Source organism: Streptomyces sp. NPDC045026 (genome assembly GCF_056432625.1).
Genome location: NZ_JBWKIS010000009.1, coordinates 88,121 through 102,361, shown reverse-complemented (window position 1 = coordinate 102,361; position 14,241 = coordinate 88,121). Strand labels below are relative to the sequence as shown.

Annotated in this window: 13 protein-coding genes and 1 riboswitch; of the genes, 10 read left to right on the top strand and 3 right to left on the bottom strand. The window is 72.2% G+C overall.

Annotation, left to right across the window (positions count from 1 at the left end):
* Positions 1 to 168: 168 nt before the first annotated feature.
* On the top strand, positions 169 to 1,509 hold the full coding sequence (locus AC07EJ_RS21050; protein ID WP_389491345.1) for a hypothetical protein: 1,341 nt from the start codon (positions 169 to 171) through the stop codon (positions 1,507 to 1,509).
* Here AC07EJ_RS21050 and AC07EJ_RS21045 read toward each other — a convergent pair.
* Entirely contained in the window at positions 1,496 to 3,241 is a 1,746-nt protein-coding gene (locus AC07EJ_RS21045) for a phosphatidylglycerol lysyltransferase domain-containing protein (RefSeq protein ID WP_389491347.1), read from the bottom strand. The two genes, AC07EJ_RS21050 and AC07EJ_RS21045, sit on opposite strands and share 14 nt — an antisense overlap.
* Before the next feature lie 157 nt (positions 3,242 to 3,398).
* On the opposite strand from AC07EJ_RS21045, the gene AC07EJ_RS21040 reads away from it, so the two are divergent.
* Both AC07EJ_RS21040 and AC07EJ_RS21035 read left to right on the top strand, forming a co-directional pair.
* On the top strand, positions 3,399 to 4,625 hold the full coding sequence (locus AC07EJ_RS21040) for an alpha/beta hydrolase (protein WP_389491349.1): 1,227 nt from the start codon (positions 3,399 to 3,401) through the stop codon (positions 4,623 to 4,625).
* A 102-nt stretch (positions 4,626 to 4,727) separates the two neighbouring features.
* Positions 4,728 to 5,213, top strand: a complete 486-nt coding sequence (locus AC07EJ_RS21035) for a DUF4440 domain-containing protein (RefSeq protein WP_389491351.1) — start codon at positions 4,728 to 4,730, stop codon at positions 5,211 to 5,213.
* On the opposite strand, the gene AC07EJ_RS21030 is transcribed toward AC07EJ_RS21035, so the two are convergent.
* Positions 5,210 to 5,935, bottom strand: a complete 726-nt coding sequence (locus AC07EJ_RS21030; protein WP_389491354.1) for a class I SAM-dependent methyltransferase — start codon at positions 5,933 to 5,935, stop codon at positions 5,210 to 5,212. The genes AC07EJ_RS21035 and AC07EJ_RS21030 overlap by 4 nt on opposite strands.
* Before the next feature lie 408 nt (positions 5,936 to 6,343).
* On the opposite strand from AC07EJ_RS21030, the gene rho reads away from it, so the two are divergent.
* The 3 genes from rho to AC07EJ_RS21015 all read left to right on the top strand — a co-directional run bounded on the left by rho (position 6,344) and on the right by AC07EJ_RS21015 (position 8,641).
* Positions 6,344 to 7,504, top strand: a complete 1,161-nt coding sequence (rho, locus tag AC07EJ_RS21025; RefSeq protein WP_393581720.1) for a transcription termination factor Rho — start codon at positions 6,344 to 6,346, stop codon at positions 7,502 to 7,504.
* A gap of 60 nt (positions 7,505 to 7,564) precedes the next feature.
* Positions 7,565 to 8,053 (top strand): GNAT family N-acetyltransferase, encoded by a 489-nt coding sequence (locus AC07EJ_RS21020; protein WP_478884697.1) that lies wholly within the window; start codon positions 7,565 to 7,567, stop codon positions 8,051 to 8,053.
* A 153-nt stretch (positions 8,054 to 8,206) separates the two neighbouring features.
* On the top strand, positions 8,207 to 8,641 hold the full coding sequence (locus tag AC07EJ_RS21015) for an inorganic diphosphatase (protein ID WP_478884763.1): 435 nt from the start codon (positions 8,207 to 8,209) through the stop codon (positions 8,639 to 8,641).
* 35 nt (positions 8,642 to 8,676) lie between these two features.
* Here AC07EJ_RS21015 and AC07EJ_RS21010 read toward each other — a convergent pair whose 3' ends face one another.
* Positions 8,677 to 9,039: an ArsR/SmtB family transcription factor gene (locus tag AC07EJ_RS21010; protein WP_478884696.1), complete on the bottom strand. Its 363-nt coding sequence runs from the start codon at positions 9,037 to 9,039 to the stop codon at positions 8,677 to 8,679.
* Positions 9,040 to 9,128: 89 nt separating this feature from the next.
* Positions 9,129 to 9,352: riboswitch (cobalamin riboswitch) on the top strand.
* A 29-nt stretch (positions 9,353 to 9,381) separates the two neighbouring features.
* On the opposite strand from AC07EJ_RS21010, the gene nicT reads away from it, so the two are divergent.
* The 4 genes from nicT to AC07EJ_RS20990 all read left to right on the top strand — a co-directional run bounded on the left by nicT (position 9,382) and on the right by AC07EJ_RS20990 (position 14,133).
* Positions 9,382 to 10,476 carry a Nickel transporter NicT gene (nicT, locus tag AC07EJ_RS21005; protein ID WP_389491362.1) on the top strand — a complete coding sequence of 365 codons (1,095 nt, stop codon included), beginning with the start codon at positions 9,382 to 9,384 and terminating at the stop codon, positions 10,474 to 10,476.
* A 30-nt stretch (positions 10,477 to 10,506) separates the two neighbouring features.
* Positions 10,507 to 11,235 (top strand): YoaK family protein, encoded by a 729-nt coding sequence (locus tag AC07EJ_RS21000; protein ID WP_478884695.1) that lies wholly within the window; start codon positions 10,507 to 10,509, stop codon positions 11,233 to 11,235.
* Between the two features lie 90 nt (positions 11,236 to 11,325).
* Entirely contained in the window at positions 11,326 to 11,892 is a 567-nt protein-coding gene (locus tag AC07EJ_RS20995) for a hypothetical protein (RefSeq protein WP_478884694.1), read from the top strand.
* 543 nt (positions 11,893 to 12,435) lie between these two features.
* The gene (locus tag AC07EJ_RS20990) at positions 12,436 to 14,133 is read left to right on the top strand and encodes a sensor histidine kinase (protein WP_389484886.1); all 1,698 of its coding nucleotides are present in this window, start codon (positions 12,436 to 12,438) and stop codon (positions 14,131 to 14,133) included.
* The last annotated feature ends 108 nt before the right edge of the window (positions 14,134 to 14,241 follow it).

Sequence of the window (14,241 nt, the reverse complement as noted above, 5' to 3'; positions counted from 1 at the left end):
GCGCGCGGCCCGCGGATCGGCGCAAGAAGATCTGACGGTTCGGTGACGCCAGCCCGTATTGCCGCCCGATGGGGGGTGCGGGCGCCTAGCGTTCCGGATGTGAAGGTCGAAGCTCCCCCCGCTGCCCCCCGCTCCGCGCCGCCCTCCACCGGGACGCGCCGTGACCTGATGGCGGCCGCTGCAGCCGTGGCCCTGGTCACGGCGGCCGTCCTCGTGGGCCGGTACATCCAGGACCACTACGGCACTCTGCACGTCAACTGGGCTCCCTTGTACGCCCATTGGGAACCGCACGTGGGCCCGGGGACCCCGGCGGCGATCTCGGTGGCCGTACTGGTCATCGCGTACGGGCCCGTGGTGGCCGAAGGGCTCCGGTGGCGGCGGCTGCTGCCCGCCGTGTGGGCCGCGTCGGCGGCGTGGACGTTCTCGCTCGCGCTGATCGACGGCTGGCAGCGGGGCATCGCCGGGCGCCTCACCACCTCGTACGAGTATCTGCAGGTCATCGACCGGTTCGACGACGTCGGCGCGACGCTGCGCGACTTCACGCGGCACATCCTGCTGCACTCCCCCGACCACTGGCCGCCCCATGTCGCGGGGCATCCGCCCGCGGCGACCCTGACCTTCGTCGGCCTGGACCGGATCGGGCTCGGCGGCGGCGCGTGGGCCGGGGTGTGGTGCATCACGGTGGGGTGCACGGCGGCGCTCGCCGTCCTCGTCACCGTGCGCGCGCTCGCCGACGAGCGGACGGCGCGCCGCGCGGCGCCGTTCCTGGTGCTCGCGCCGGCCGCGGTCTGGGTGGGCACGTCGGCCGACGGATACTTCGCGGCGGTCGCCGCGTGGTCGGTGGCGCTCCTCGCGGTGGCGGCCACCCGAGGCAGCCGCTGGGCGGCCCTCGGCAGCGGGCTCCTGTTCGGTCTCACCTGCTATCTGTCGTACGGGCTGACGCTGATGGTCCTCGTCGGGGCGGCCGTGCTGCTCGCGGCGCGGACGGTTCGGCCGCTGCCGCTTGTCGTGGTGGGAGCGGCCGTCGTGCCTGTCGCCTTCACTCTCGTCGGGTTCAACTGGTGGGAGGCGTACCGTCTGCTGACGGAGCGTTACTCCCAGGGGGCGGGCGGAATCCGTCCGTACTGGTACTGGGTCTGGGCCAACCTCGCGTGCACGGTCTTGATCGTCGGACTGGCCACGGTGGCGGGGCTGGGGCGCGTTCCAGGACGCCTCCTCGGCTCGAGTAGGGGGCCGGAGGGGCGGCTCTCTCTTCCGGGACGCTTCCTGCGAGCGCGTGCGGAGCCGGAGGGGCGGCTCGCACTGGTCGTCACCGGCGCGGCGCTCGCCCTCCTGGCCGCCGACCTGTCGGGCATGAGCAAGGCGGAGACGGAGCGCATCTGGCTCCCGTTCGGCGTCTGGCTCGTCGCGGCCACCGCTCTCCTGCCCGAGCGGTGGCGCCGCGGGTGGCTGACCGCGCAGGCGGTGCTCGCCCTGCTGGTCAACCACCTGCTGGTCACGGGGTGGTGACCTCCACCGGCTGCGGGTGCTCCTCGCGGGCGGCGGGCCGGTTCCTGAAGCGCTGACGCAGCCGCTCCGCCGGGCGCGGCAGGACGACGAACGCCTCCGCCTGGAGGCAGGCCCAGCTGATCCTGGGCAGGTCGCGCACTGTGGGGTAGACGACGAAGCGCGGCTCCCACTCCGGGCGGAACTTCGCGTTGAAGCGGTAGAGGGACTCGATCTGGAACCAGCGCGACAGGAACACGAGCAGCCCCCGCCACACGCGCAGCACGGGGCCCGCGCCGAGGCGCTCGCCGCGCGCGAGAGCGGCCCGGAACACCGCGAAGTTGAGCGACATGCGGCGCACTCCGAGGCCGGGCGCGCCGCGCAGGGCGGCGACGATGAGGAGTTCGTTCAGGCCGGGTTCGGCCGCGCGGTCGCGGCGCATCAGGTCGAGAGAGAGACCGTCCTCGCCCCACGGCACGAAGTGGAGCAGGGCGCGCACGCGGTCGTTGCCCGCCTCGTCGTCCTGGTGGGCGGTGACGACGACGCAGTCCCCGTCGTCGGGGTCACCGAACCGGCCGAGCGCCATGGAGAATCCGCGTTCGGTGGCGCTGCCCCGCCACGCGGCGGCGGCCTCGCGCAGCCGCTTCTTCTCCTCGTCGGGCAGATCGCGTACGCGCCGCATGCGGCAGGTGTAGCCGGCGCGTTCGATGCGGTTGACCATCTGCCGGACGTTGCGCATGGAGCGCCCGGAGAGGCTGAAGGCCGCGCAGTCGACGATGGCCTCGTCGCCCAGCTCCAGGGCCTTGAGGCCGCCTTCGCGGGTCCAGACCTGTCCCCCGAGCTCGCTGCACCCCATGACGGCGGGGGTCCAGGCGTGCAGGGCGCACTGCCGCAGGAACTCCTTGATGGCGCCGGGCCAGGCCTCGTAGTCGCCGATGGGGTCGCCGCCGGCCAGGGCGACGCCGGACACCACGCGGTACGCGACGGCGGCCTTGCCGGTGGGCGAGAACAGGACGCTCTTGTCGCCGCGCAGCGCGAAGTAGCCGAGCGAGTCGCGCCGCCCCTCGTCGGCGAGCAGGGCACGCAGTCGTTCGTCGCTGTCGGCGCGGCGCAGGGTTACGGGCCGCAGGGCGAGGTAGACGCTGGTGGCGGCGGTGACCACGCCGAGCGCGAGCAGCGAGAACTGGACGATGTCCCCGGCCCGGTCGCTGCTGTACGCGATGGGGCCGGACGCACCGAGCAGTCCGTAGCCGACCTCCTGGACCCGGTCCGTGAACGTGATGGCGTGGCCGGCCTCCTGGTTCGCGCGCACACCGACGACGAGGAGGCCGAGTCCGAAGCTGCTGCCGCCGAGGACGACGAGGTTCCACAGGGCGCGGGTCCGGCCGCGTGGGTCGCCGAGTGCGTAGAACTCCTCGCGGTAGGCGACGAGCGCGACGCACAGGACGGCCGAGACCGTCGCGGGGACGAGGGCGTGATGGCGCACGCCCTGGACGAGCGCGCTCACCGCGAGCAGCCCGACGGCCGCCTCCCAGGCGCGCCTTTTGCGGCGGCGCAGCCCCCTGGCGAGCATCACGAGCAGCAGTCCCGCGGCGAGTGCGGCGGCGCGGGCCACTTCCTCGGCGAGGCCCGGCACGTAGGGCGCGATGCGCTCCATGCGGGTCTCCTGCATGTGCGGGGAGATCGCCGACGCGATGTCCAGGATTCCGATGATCAGGCACGTGTGGCCTGCCACGGCGGCGGGGCGTTGTTTCACAGTGACTGAGCGTAGGAGCGCTCCACCTCGCTGGAGTAAGAGCGGCACAGGAGCACGGTAAGAACGCGGTGGCCGGCAAACCCTCCGCGGCCGTCGCGCCTCTTTCCCGGTGAAAACTGCCGAACAGCGCAGATGACGGCTGAAAGTTGAGGAAATCATGGGCCTGACGAGCCGGGCACTCGAATACGCGACGGTGCTGGCCGCCCTGGTGTGTGTGGGGCTCACGGTCTGGGTGTGGCCGAGGCTCGCCCGGCGCGGGCCCGGGGCCGTGCTCGGTCGCCTCGGCGTCATCGCCGCGACCCAGCTGACGATCCTCACCGCGTTCGCCGTCGCCGTGAACACGAACTTCGACTTCTACGGCTCGTGGGACGAGCTGCTCGGCCATGTCGACAAGGCGCCCGCCGAGGTCACGGCGCTCGGCCGGTCCGGCTTCTACACCACGGTCGGCGCGGTGCGCGGCGGTCTGGTGCAGCCCGCCGGGCCCCAGGGCCTCGACCGGGTGAAGGGCATTCCGCGCGGGCCCGCGGCGCGGGTCGGCCGGGTGGAGTCGGTCAAGATCGTCGGGCGGCGCAGCCGGGCCGTGAACCCGGCGTTCGTGTATCTGCCGCCGCAATACTTCCAGAAGCAGTTCCACCGCCAGCGGTTCCCCGTGATGGTCGCGATCAGCGGCTATCCGGGCGGCATCATGAACCTCGCCCAGTACCTCCAGGTCCCGCAGACCGCCGGCCGGCTGCTTCGGGCGGACAGGATGCAGCCGACAGTGATCGTGATGGTGCGCCCGACGATCGCGCCGCCGCGTGACACGGAGTGCGTGGACGTGCCGGGCGGCCCGCAGGCGGAGACGTTCTTCACGAAGGACCTGCCTGAGGCACTCAAGCGGTCGTACCGCGTGGGTCACGACCCCAGCGCGTGGGGCGCTCTCGGCTACTCCTCGGGCGGCACGTGCGCGCTCCAGCTCACCCTGCGCCACCCCGGCGTGTACACCTCGGCGGCCGCGCTGTCGGCGGACTACACGATCGGGGACGACCTGACCACCGGCAGCCTGTTCGGCTCGGGTCCCGCTGCCGCGCGGCGGCAGCGGGCGCACGACCTCGTCTGGCGTCTGGAACACCTGCCCGTGCCGCGTGTGTCTGTCCTCGCCGCCAGCAGCAGGTCGGGCGAGAAGGACTACGGCGACACGATGAGGTTCCTGCACGCGGTGAAGCCGCCCATGACGTCGGCTCGGATCATCCTGCCGCGCGGCAGCCACCACTTCACGACGTGGCAGCGGGAGATCGCGCCGGCCTTGCAGTGGATGAGCGGCCAGCTGACGTTCCCGCAGGACACCACGCCCGCGCCGCACCGCCCGCCCACGACACAGGCCGCGAACCGGCCACAGCCGTAACCACGCCTCGGCCCGGCCGGACACCCGTCACCGACGACCCGTTACGGTGGCCTGGCATCCGCGTCGCCCCGGCGCCTCCCCGTCCGACCAGGAGCATCCCTCATGCCCGAGTCCGCCGTGTCCGCCCGCCCCGCACTGGCCAGGCCGGGCGCGGCGCCCGGCGACGTGGCCGCCGTCTGGTCCGTCGTGACCGGCATGTACGAGGCGTACGCCACCGGGGACCGCGCCCAGATCGACGCGCGGCTCGACCCGGAGGCGACGATCTGGGACCCGGCCGCCGAGCCGCTGCTGCTCGGCAAGCCGGACCTGGACCGGGTGCGGGACGATCGGCCTGAGGCCGGGGACGGACCCGTGGGCAGCGGGCTCCGCCCGTACGACCCGGTCGTCGACGTCTTCGGTGACACGGCGGTCCTGCGCTACTGGCTGCGCGTCGCGTACGCCCCCGGCCCGGACGGCACCCCGCTCCGTCCCGAGCTGCTGCGGAACACGGCGGTCCTGCGCAAGGATCCCGCGGCCGGACGCTGGCTGATCGTGCATCTCCACGAGGACGTACGGCAGACGGGCGGGGCGCCCGAGACCGCCGTTTAGCGCGGCGCGCCGGCCTTGGTGGCCACCAGGAGGCGGCACCTGGGGCTGCCGTCGGAGCGCTCGCCCAGTTCGGGCAGCGCCTGGAGCTCCACGTCGAAACCGGCCCTGACCAGCTCACTCCGTACGTCGCCGAGGCGGAAGCCGCGGTAGTACATGACGAAGGGCGGCCGCCACAGCGCATTGCGGACCCGCATCGCGCCGTCGAAGGCAAGCATCGACCAGTACCCGCGGGAGCCGGGCCGCGCGGGAGCCGGCACCGGGAACGCGATGCGTCCGCCCGGCCTCAGCACGGAGTGGACCTGGGCGAACAGGGCGGGCCGCTGCCGGGGCAGGAAGTGGCCGAACGCTCCGAAGCTGACGACCAGGTCGAAGACCGGGCCGAAGGGCAGCGCGAGCGCGTCGCCGCGCACCAGGTCCGCACCGCTCCCGCCGGCCGCGCGGCCGGCCCTGAGCATGCCCGCGCTGATGTCGACCCCGACGGGCCGCTCGCGGCACACCTGCCGCAGCACGCCGAACCCCGCACCGGTCCCGCAGCACAGGTCGAGTCCGCGCTCGAAGGGGCCCATGCGGCGCAGGGCACGGGTGACCGGTGCGAGGACCGACCGGGGCGTGCGGAACGGCGTGTGGTCGAACTTGGGGGCGAGCAGGTCGTAGCCGTGCTCGACGGAGGACAGCGCCTGAACGGCGAGCTCCCGGACTGTGGGGCCTTCGGATGCGAACATCGGGGCTCAGCATAGGCCGCGCCTGGGTGCACGGGGCTTTGTGCGAGGGTTCGAGCAGGGTTCGCGGGCGCCTTGGAAGGCAGGCCCGTGACGTAAGCCCTTGCGGGACGGCGCCCCCATGGTGTTACAGTGCGAGTGGCACGTGTGCTAGCCGCCTTTTCGGCTCCGGTGCCAGTCTCCCTCTCCGAATCGCCGCTGCGGCGGGATTCGTCGAATCGATGTCAGCGATGCGCCAGGCGGCGCCGACGCGCCGTACCCCGCATCGCTTCTCCCCGGCCACAGGCTTCTCAGGGCTTTCACGGGCCTCTTCGCCCGCCCGCCTCGCGGGGCGTGCAGTCACCGCCCCATCCCGCCGGATCCCACCTCTCTCATGCTCTCGTACGAACGTCCGCGAAAGGACCGATTCCGATGACCACCACACTCGAACCCCCCACCACCACAAAGGCGTTCACGACGCAGCCGAAGGAGGTCGCGGTCCAGGCCGCGGGCGTCCTCGACATCTCGGGCAACGGGCCCGGATTCCTGCGCCTCGCCGATCTCCTGCCCACGTCGCACGACGTCCAGGTGCCGGCCGCCCTCATCCGCCGACTCGGCCTGCGCAAGGGCGACTTGATCCAGGGGACGTGCGGCAGGCCGCGTGTCCTCGCCGAGGCCGAGCGCGTCAACGGGCGCCCCGTCCAGGAGCTGCGCGGGCGGCCCAAGTTCGGCGACCTCACTCCCCTGCACCCGCGGCAGCAGCTGCGTCTCGAAACCGCGAAGGGCGGCGTGACGCCCCGTGTCGTCGACCTGTTCACCCCCATCGGCAAGGGGCAGCGCGGGCTGATCGTGGCGCCACCCAAGACCGGCAAGACGGTACTGCTCCAGCAGCTCGCCGCGTCCGTCGCCACGAACCACCCCGAGGCCCATCTGATGGTGGTGCTCCTCGACGAACGGCCGGAGGAGGTCACCGACATGCGGCGCTCGGTGCGCGGCGAGGTCTTCGCCTCGACCTTCGACCAGCCCGCGAAGGCACACATCGCGCTGGCCGAACTGGCCGTCGAGCGCGCCAAGCGGCTCGTCGAGGCCGGCCGGGACGTCGTCATCCTCCTGGACTCGCTGACACGCCTGTGCCGCGCCCACAACAACACCGCTTCATCCGGCGGCCGTACGCTCAGCGGCGGTGTCGACGCCTCCGCACTGATCGGCCCCAAGAGGTTCTTCGGCGCGGCGAGGCTCGCCGAGGAGGGCGGCTCACTCACCATCCTCGCCACCGCCCTCGTCGACACCGGCTCGCGCGCCGACGACTACTTCTTCGAGGAGCTGAAGAGCACGGGCAACATGGAGATCCGCCTCGACCGCAGCCTCGCCGAGCGCCGGATCCACCCCGCCGTCGACCTCACCCAGTCCGGCACGCGCCGCGAGGAACTCCTGCTGCCCGAGGCCGAGTTGGCGGTCGTACGCGGTCTGCGGCGAGCACTTCAGTCGCGGGACGGACACGCCGGGCTCGAGACGCTCGTCGAGCGGATCCGGCAGACACCGGACAACGCGACGTTCCTGCGGCAGGTGCAGTCCACCGTCCCTGCCGCGTGAGACGGCCGCCGTACACCGTCCCGGTTCGATCGGCGCGGCCAGATGCGTAATACTCTCACTATGACTTCGAGCATTACAGCCGCGGGGAGCGCGGAGGACGGCCGGAGCGTCCGGGTACGCAGGGCGACCGCCCGCGACGCCAAGCGGCTGACCCGGCTCGTCCGTACGTCCCGCGCCTACGAGGCCCCGTACGCGTCGATGGTGGCCGGCTACCGGGTGGGCCCCGACTACATCGAGGCCCATCGCGTCTTCGTCGCCGTCGGCGCCGACGACCTGGTGCTCGGGTTCTACGCGCTCACGCTCGTGCCGCCGGAGCTCGACCTGATGTTCGTCGCCGACGCGGCGCAGGGGCTCGGCATCGGGCGGCTGCTGGTCGCCCATATGAAGGACGAGGCGCGCGCCGCCGGACTCACCTCGGTCCGCGTGGTCTCGCACCCGCCCGCCGAGGGCTTCTACCGCAGTACGGGAGCCGTCCGCACCGGCACCGCGGCCGCCGACCCGCCCGCCGTGATGTGGGACAGGCCCGAATTGGAGTTCCCGATCGGCTGACGCGCCCCTACTCCCGGGAGCACACTCGGGGTGGACGAGGAGGCCGGCTTGGACAACGAGGTCCGACACACCGACGCAGCCCACGGCACCGACGCGGTCCACGCGTTCGACGTCACCGTGGAGATCCCCCAAGGCTCCCGCAACAAGTACGAGATGGACCATTCCGTCGGCCGGATAAGGCTCGACCGGATGCTCTTCACCTCCACCCAGTACCCGGCGGACTACGGATACATCGTGGGCACGCTCGGGCGCGACGGCGATCCGCTCGACGCGCTCGTCCTGGTGGGCGATCCGACGTTCCCCGGCTGCACCGTCGAATGCCGGGCGATCGGCATGTTCGTGATGCGGGACGAGAAGGGCATGGACGAGAAGATCCTGTGCGTGCCCGCGCACGATCCGCGCCATACCTCCGTGCAGGACATCGAGGACATCCCCGAGTTCGACCGTCTGGAGATCACACACTTCTTCGAGGTCTACAAGGACCTGGAGCCCGGCAAGTCGGTCGAGGGCTCGCACTGGGAGGGCCGCGACCTCACGTACGCGGAGATCGCCGCCGCGCGCCGCCGGGCCGACGGCCAACGGGGCTGAGGGACAGAGCAGTCGGCCACGACGGCGCGCACGTGTCAGTGCGCGCCGTCCGTCGCGCAGTGCTCGAGAAGGTCCGCGGTCGCCGCGTCGACGACGCGGTAGCGCACGATCCTGCCCTCCTTCTCCCCCTCGACCACTCCGGCCGCGCGCAGCAGCCGCAGCGCCTGCGAGACCGCCGGGTCGTTCATGCCCGTGGCCACGGCGAGATCCGACACGGCCAGCGGACCTGCCCGGTACAGCGCTAGGAGCAGTGCGAGGCGGCGGGGATCGGCGAGCAGGGAGAACCGGTCGGCCCAGGTGCGGGCATGTCCTGGCTCGCCGATGGCGGCGATGGCTTCGCAGACCCGGTGGCCGTCGATCGTGCGGCGGTCGGCGCGCTCGGCAGGGACGAGATGCATGGCCCCATCCTCGCAGCCGCCGATGTGATCTTGAATACCCGCGCACACCTACGCAGCTGTGCAGCCTTGCAGGCATCGCCGACCGGCCTCTACTGTGGGCGGGCCGTGGTGCTCGGGAATTCGGTGACGGTCCCTCAAAGGACTCAGACCGAAGCGGCCCTCGCCACTGTGATCGGGCCCCGGGTCCCTCGGCAACGAGACGACTCGGGACGCCTCGCCCCACTGAGCCACTGGCTGCCGCGCGCAGCTGGGAAGGCAGGGGCGGACGCGGACACCCGTCAGCCAGGAGACCGGCCACGGCATCTCACGAAGTGATTCCACGAGGTGTTGGAGCGTGACCGCATGACCCTGTCCGTGAAGTCCCCGGAGACCGGACGCGACGCGTTCCACTGGCGGCGCGAGGACACCGTCCGCACCGCCGGGCTCCTCGCGGTGATCGCCGCACTCCATGTCGCCGCCTTCGGCATCCTGTTCCTTCTCGTCGTGCCGGAGCACTACGAGGTGGGGTCCAAGGCCTTCGGCATCGGCCTCGGCGTCACCGCGTACACCCTGGGAATGCGGCACGCGTTCGACGCGGACCACATCGCCGCGATCGACAACACCACCCGCAAGCTGATGGCCGACGGCAAGCGCCCGGTGTCGGTGGGGTTCTGGTTCGCGCTCGGTCACTCCAGCGTCGTGGTCCTGCTCGCCGCGCTGATCGCCGGAGGCACCCAGCTCGCCGGGCGGATCATGAACGAGGGATCCGCCACCCATCAGACGCTCGGCGTCATGGGCACCACCATCTCCGGGTCGTTCCTCTACCTCATTGCGGCGCTCAACCTCGTGGCCCTCGTGGGAATCCTGCGGGTGTTCCGGGCGATGCGCGCGGGCTCGTACGACGAGGCGGAGCTCGAACAGCACCTGGATTCACGGGGGTTCATGAACCGGATCCTCGGCCGGTTCACCAAGTCCATCACCCGTCCGGGCCAGATGTACCCGCTCGGATTCCTCTTCGGCCTCGGCTTCGACACGGCGACCGAGGTCACGCTGATGGTGATGGCGGGCAGCGGCGCGGCGGCCGGGCTGCCCTGGTACGCGATCCTGTGCCTGCCGCTCCTGTTCGCCGCCGGGATGAGCCTGTTCGACACCCTGGACGGGACGTTCATGAACTTCGCGTACCAGTGGGCGTTCTCGAACCCGGTGCGCAAGGTGTTCTACAACCTGGCCATCACCGGCCTGTCGATCGCCGTCGCGTTCCTGATCGGCACCATCGAGCTCGTGGGTGTCCTGCACGACAAGCTCGACCTGCGGGACTCGGTGACCGGCTGGATAGCGGGGCTCGACCTGGACAACGTCGGGTTCATCATCGTGGGTCTCTTCGTCGTCGTCTGGGCGGGGGCCATCGGGTACTGGCGGCTCGCGAAGGTCGAGGAACGCTGGGCCTTGCGGACCTGATCCGGCGGGCCGCCGGGGCCCGGACTCCGTATGGTCGTGCGGGTGAGTGAAGCCAGCGTTCCACCAGCGGCGCCGGTGCCCGTGCCGCGCAGGTCCACCCTCCCCGCGGCCCTCACGGTCCTCACGGTCGTGAGCGGCTTCGTCGACGCGGTCAGCTATCTGGGCCTCGGCCACGTCTTCGCGGCGAACATGACCGGCAATGTCGTCGTCATCGGCTTCGCCGCCGCGGGCGCTCCCGGGTTCTCCGTCCTCGGGTCACTCACCTCGCTCGGTGCGTTCCTCGCGGGAGCCGTGTGCGCCGGGCGGCTGACGAAGGCCTTCGCCGGGCGGGCCAGGGAGACCTGGGTTCGGTCGGTGTTCGTCACGGAGGCGGTCCTGCTGGCCGTGGCGACAGCCGTCGCGTTCGCGTGGCCGGGCGGGGCGGCGTACGCGCTCATCGCGGCCCTCGCATGGGCGATGGGGCTGCGCAACGCGACGGTCCGCAAGCTCGCGGTCCCGGACATGACCACAACGGTCCTCACGATGACGCTGACCGGGCTCGCCTCGGAGTCCTCGCTCGCGGGCGGGACCGATCCGCGGGCGGGGCGGCGGATCGTCTCCGTGGTGGCGATGCTGGCGGGTGCCGCGCTCGGCGCGCTCCTCGTGCTGCACCACGGCCTCGGCTGGCCGCTCCTCGCCGCCACCCTGCTCGTGACGGCCACCGCGGTGGCCTATCGCGAGCCGGCCGCCGACGAGGGGGACGACCTCCGATCGGCCTAGTCCTACGGGCGCCGACCGCCCGAGCTCACTAGCGTCCTGACCAGGACCGCAGCTCCCCTGCCGCTGCGGCACAGGGACCGGAGACGCCTCATGTTCTGCCCCATAGCCACCGTCATCACGACTACCGCCTGCCTCACCGCGCTCGCGCCCGGGTCCGTGAGCGCACAGCAGCCCCTCACAGCGCCCGCCTCGGTGATCGCACCCGGCGGGGTGGGCCGGACCGACATCTTGAGCCGCGCCGACTCGGACAGCGGAAACCGCGACCAGGGCTCCGGCAACGGAAACCGAGACCAGGGCTCCGGCAACGGAAACCGAGACCAAGGATCCGGCAACGGAAACCGAGACCAAGGATCCGGCAACGGAAACCGAGACCAAGGATCCGGCAACGGGAACCGCGACCAAGGCTCCGGCAACGGGAACCGCGACCAAGGCTCGTACAACGGGAACCGCGACCAAGGCTCGTACAACGGGAACCGCGACCAAGGCTCGTACAACGGGACGTCGGACGGCGGCTCCAACTACCGCGGCGCACGCGCCGGGGTCGGCAGCACCGCGGGCGGCGGCGTGGACCTGGGCAGGATCGGCTTCGGCGCTGCGCTCGCGGGCGGGGCCGGCTACCTGCTGTGGCGCAGGACGCGCGCCCCGCACGAGGGCTGACCGGCCCATCCGCCAACCGTCACGTTCGAGGCAAGTGCGCCGTACGCCCGTTCCACCTCCGACCAACCGTGCGTTGCCGACAATCGCCTTCATTACGGCCGGCCGAGCGGCACCTGCCCCGACTCCGCATCGATGACTCATCACCGCAGATCCGGCCGGGGTTGGCTGAAAACAGCCCCCGCCGGTAACGCGGGAGCCGCACGGGACGGCCATTCACCGGCCCGCTTGCCTGCGAACGCGACCCGGTCCGAGCCCCGCTCGCGCCCGGTCGCGTCCAACATCCGTACGACTGGGCCTATTTGAGGCGGCCTCCGCGACAAGAGTCATTACCACGGCCTTCTGACGGGCTGGCGACTTCGCGACGAACTTCGCCGCCGGGCGCTCTGCGTTCATTGTCCCGGTTTTCTCACCGCGCGCGGTGGCTAGCATGAGCGCCACATACGTGCCGGAAGATCACCATCCCTTTGGTGGGACCGGCCGTGCGGCCGGTCCGAGCCGATCGGCCACGACCTTCCCGCACGCAAGCACCGATGGGACCGCGGAATGCCAGTGCCTGCCCGCCCGAGGCCGAGCCGAACACCCACGTCGCGGCGCTCCACGCTCGCCGTCCCCCTCGCCGTCCTCGTAGTGGCCGGAGCGGCCGTCGGCGCGGTGACCGCCGCGGCTCCGCAGGCCGCCCGCACCTGGGTCCTCGTCGCGCTCCTGATCAGCTGGCTCTGCGTCGCCGCCTCCCTCCTCGCAGCCGCGCTGCTCCAGCAGCGGGCCCGCGGTGCCGTGGACGCCGCCCAGGGTGAATCACTCGCGCTCCAGCAGCAGTTGACGCAGCGTGGGGCCGAGTCCGCCCATCTCGTGAACGTGACGCTGCCCTCCGTGTCGAAGCGGCTGCGCGACGGCGCGGGCGCCGAGGAGGCCCTCGCCGCCACCGCGCCGCCCGCCGATCCCCAACTGCGCCTGGCCCTCGAGGCGTTCACCGCCGAACTCGACGACGCCGTACGGCGCGAGGCGTCCGCCGTGACCGCCGCGCAGGACGCGGCCCACCGCATCGCCCGGACCGAACGTGACCTGGACGAGCTGACCACGGCGACCCTGCCGGCCGCCATCGCGGCGCTGCGCGAGGGCTCCACCGCCGACGCGGTCCTGTCGGGCCTCGGCCTCCCCGAGGACGTGCACCTGCGCACCCTGGCGGAGTCCTTCGTACGGGAACTCGCCACCAGCGAGCGGCGTGCCGCGGCCGCCCAGGCAGCCAGCGCCAAGGCCCTCAGCCGGGTGCAGGCCAAGTCGGTCAGCATGCTCGCCGATCTGCGCGAGATGCAGGACCGCCACAGCGAGGAGGTCTTCGGCGATCTGCTCAGGCTCGACCACAACACCTCTCAGCTCGGCCTGCTCACCGACCGGCTGGCCCTCCTGATGGGCGGCCGTGCCAGCCGAGCGTGGAACAAGCCGATCGTCATGGAGAGCATCCTGCGCGGCGCGGTCGGCCGGATCGCCGCCTACCAGCGGGTCAGGCTCCACTGCGCCACCACCACCGCGATCGCCGGGTTCGCCGCCGAGGGAGTCATGCACCTCCTCGCCGAACTCATGGACAACGCGGCGAACTTCTCGCCGCCCATCGACGAGGTCCATGTCTACGTCGAGGAACGCAGCGCCGGGGTCGTCGTGACGATCGAGGACAGCGGTCTGAAGATGGCCGACGCGGCCATGCGCCGGGCCGAGGCTGCGGTGTCGGGCCGCGAGACGGACCTGGCCTCGCTGCAGGGGACCCGGCTCGGCCTCGCAGTGGTGGGCCGCCTCGCCGCCAAGTACCGGATGAGCGTGAACTTCCGGCCGTCCTCCCGCGGCGGCACCGGCGTCGTGGTCCTCCTTCCGCCGCAGTTGCTCGCCCAGCAGCGCGAGCCGGCCCCGCAGCAGCAGCCCCCGGTCCGCCGCGCCGCCGCCCCGGCCGCTCCTGTGACGGCGCCGGACCCCGCTCCGCAGGCGCCCGACGACACCACGCCCGGGATCCCCGCCCAGGCGGACCCGCCGTCCGCGACGCCGGGCGGACTGCCGGTACGGGCGCCGGGGCGCACCATGGCCTCGGCCGACCGCGACCGCAGGGACCCCACCCCCGCCGACGACGCGCCCGCGGAGGAATCCGTGCGTGCGCCGCGACGCGGCGCCGGTGAGCAGTTCGGCGCCTTCCACCGCTCGCGGCGCGCACACGAGGAAGCGCCCGCCGCCGCCGACGAGCCGCCGGCCGAGTAGCCCGCCCCGCTCCCCGTACGCGCCCGGGCACCGGCGCCCTCATCCCCCTTACGAGAACGTTTGATTGGAGGCACGGGCTGGTGATCCGGTTCGCCGGGCACAACCCGC

Excerpts from the sequence above, each read along its gene's own strand:
- AC07EJ_RS21050 (WP_389491345.1), top strand. The coding sequence starts at position 169 with ATGGCGGCCGCTGCAGCCGTGGCCCTGGTCACGGCGGCCGTCCTCGTG.
- AC07EJ_RS21040 (WP_389491349.1), top strand. The coding sequence starts at position 3,399 with ATGGGCCTGACGAGCCGGGCACTCGAATACGCGACGGTGCTGGCCGCC.
- AC07EJ_RS21035 (WP_389491351.1), top strand. The coding sequence starts at position 4,728 with ATGCCCGAGTCCGCCGTGTCCGCCCGCCCCGCACTGGCCAGGCCGGGC.
- AC07EJ_RS21030 (WP_389491354.1), bottom strand. The coding sequence starts at position 5,935 with ATGTTCGCATCCGAAGGCCCCACAGTCCGGGAGCTCGCCGTTCAGGCG.
- rho (WP_393581720.1), top strand. The coding sequence starts at position 6,344 with ATGACCACCACACTCGAACCCCCCACCACCACAAAGGCGTTCACGACG.
- AC07EJ_RS21020 (WP_478884697.1), top strand. The coding sequence starts at position 7,565 with ATGACTTCGAGCATTACAGCCGCGGGGAGCGCGGAGGACGGCCGGAGC.
- AC07EJ_RS21015 (WP_478884763.1), top strand. The coding sequence starts at position 8,207 with ATGGACCATTCCGTCGGCCGGATAAGGCTCGACCGGATGCTCTTCACC.
- AC07EJ_RS21010 (WP_478884696.1), bottom strand. The coding sequence starts at position 9,039 with ATGCATCTCGTCCCTGCCGAGCGCGCCGACCGCCGCACGATCGACGGC.
- nicT (WP_389491362.1), top strand. The coding sequence starts at position 9,382 with ATGACCCTGTCCGTGAAGTCCCCGGAGACCGGACGCGACGCGTTCCAC.
- AC07EJ_RS21000 (WP_478884695.1), top strand. The coding sequence starts at position 10,507 with ATGGTCGTGCGGGTGAGTGAAGCCAGCGTTCCACCAGCGGCGCCGGTG.
- AC07EJ_RS20995 (WP_478884694.1), top strand. The coding sequence starts at position 11,326 with ATGTTCTGCCCCATAGCCACCGTCATCACGACTACCGCCTGCCTCACC.
- AC07EJ_RS20990 (WP_389484886.1), top strand. The coding sequence starts at position 12,436 with ATGCCAGTGCCTGCCCGCCCGAGGCCGAGCCGAACACCCACGTCGCGG.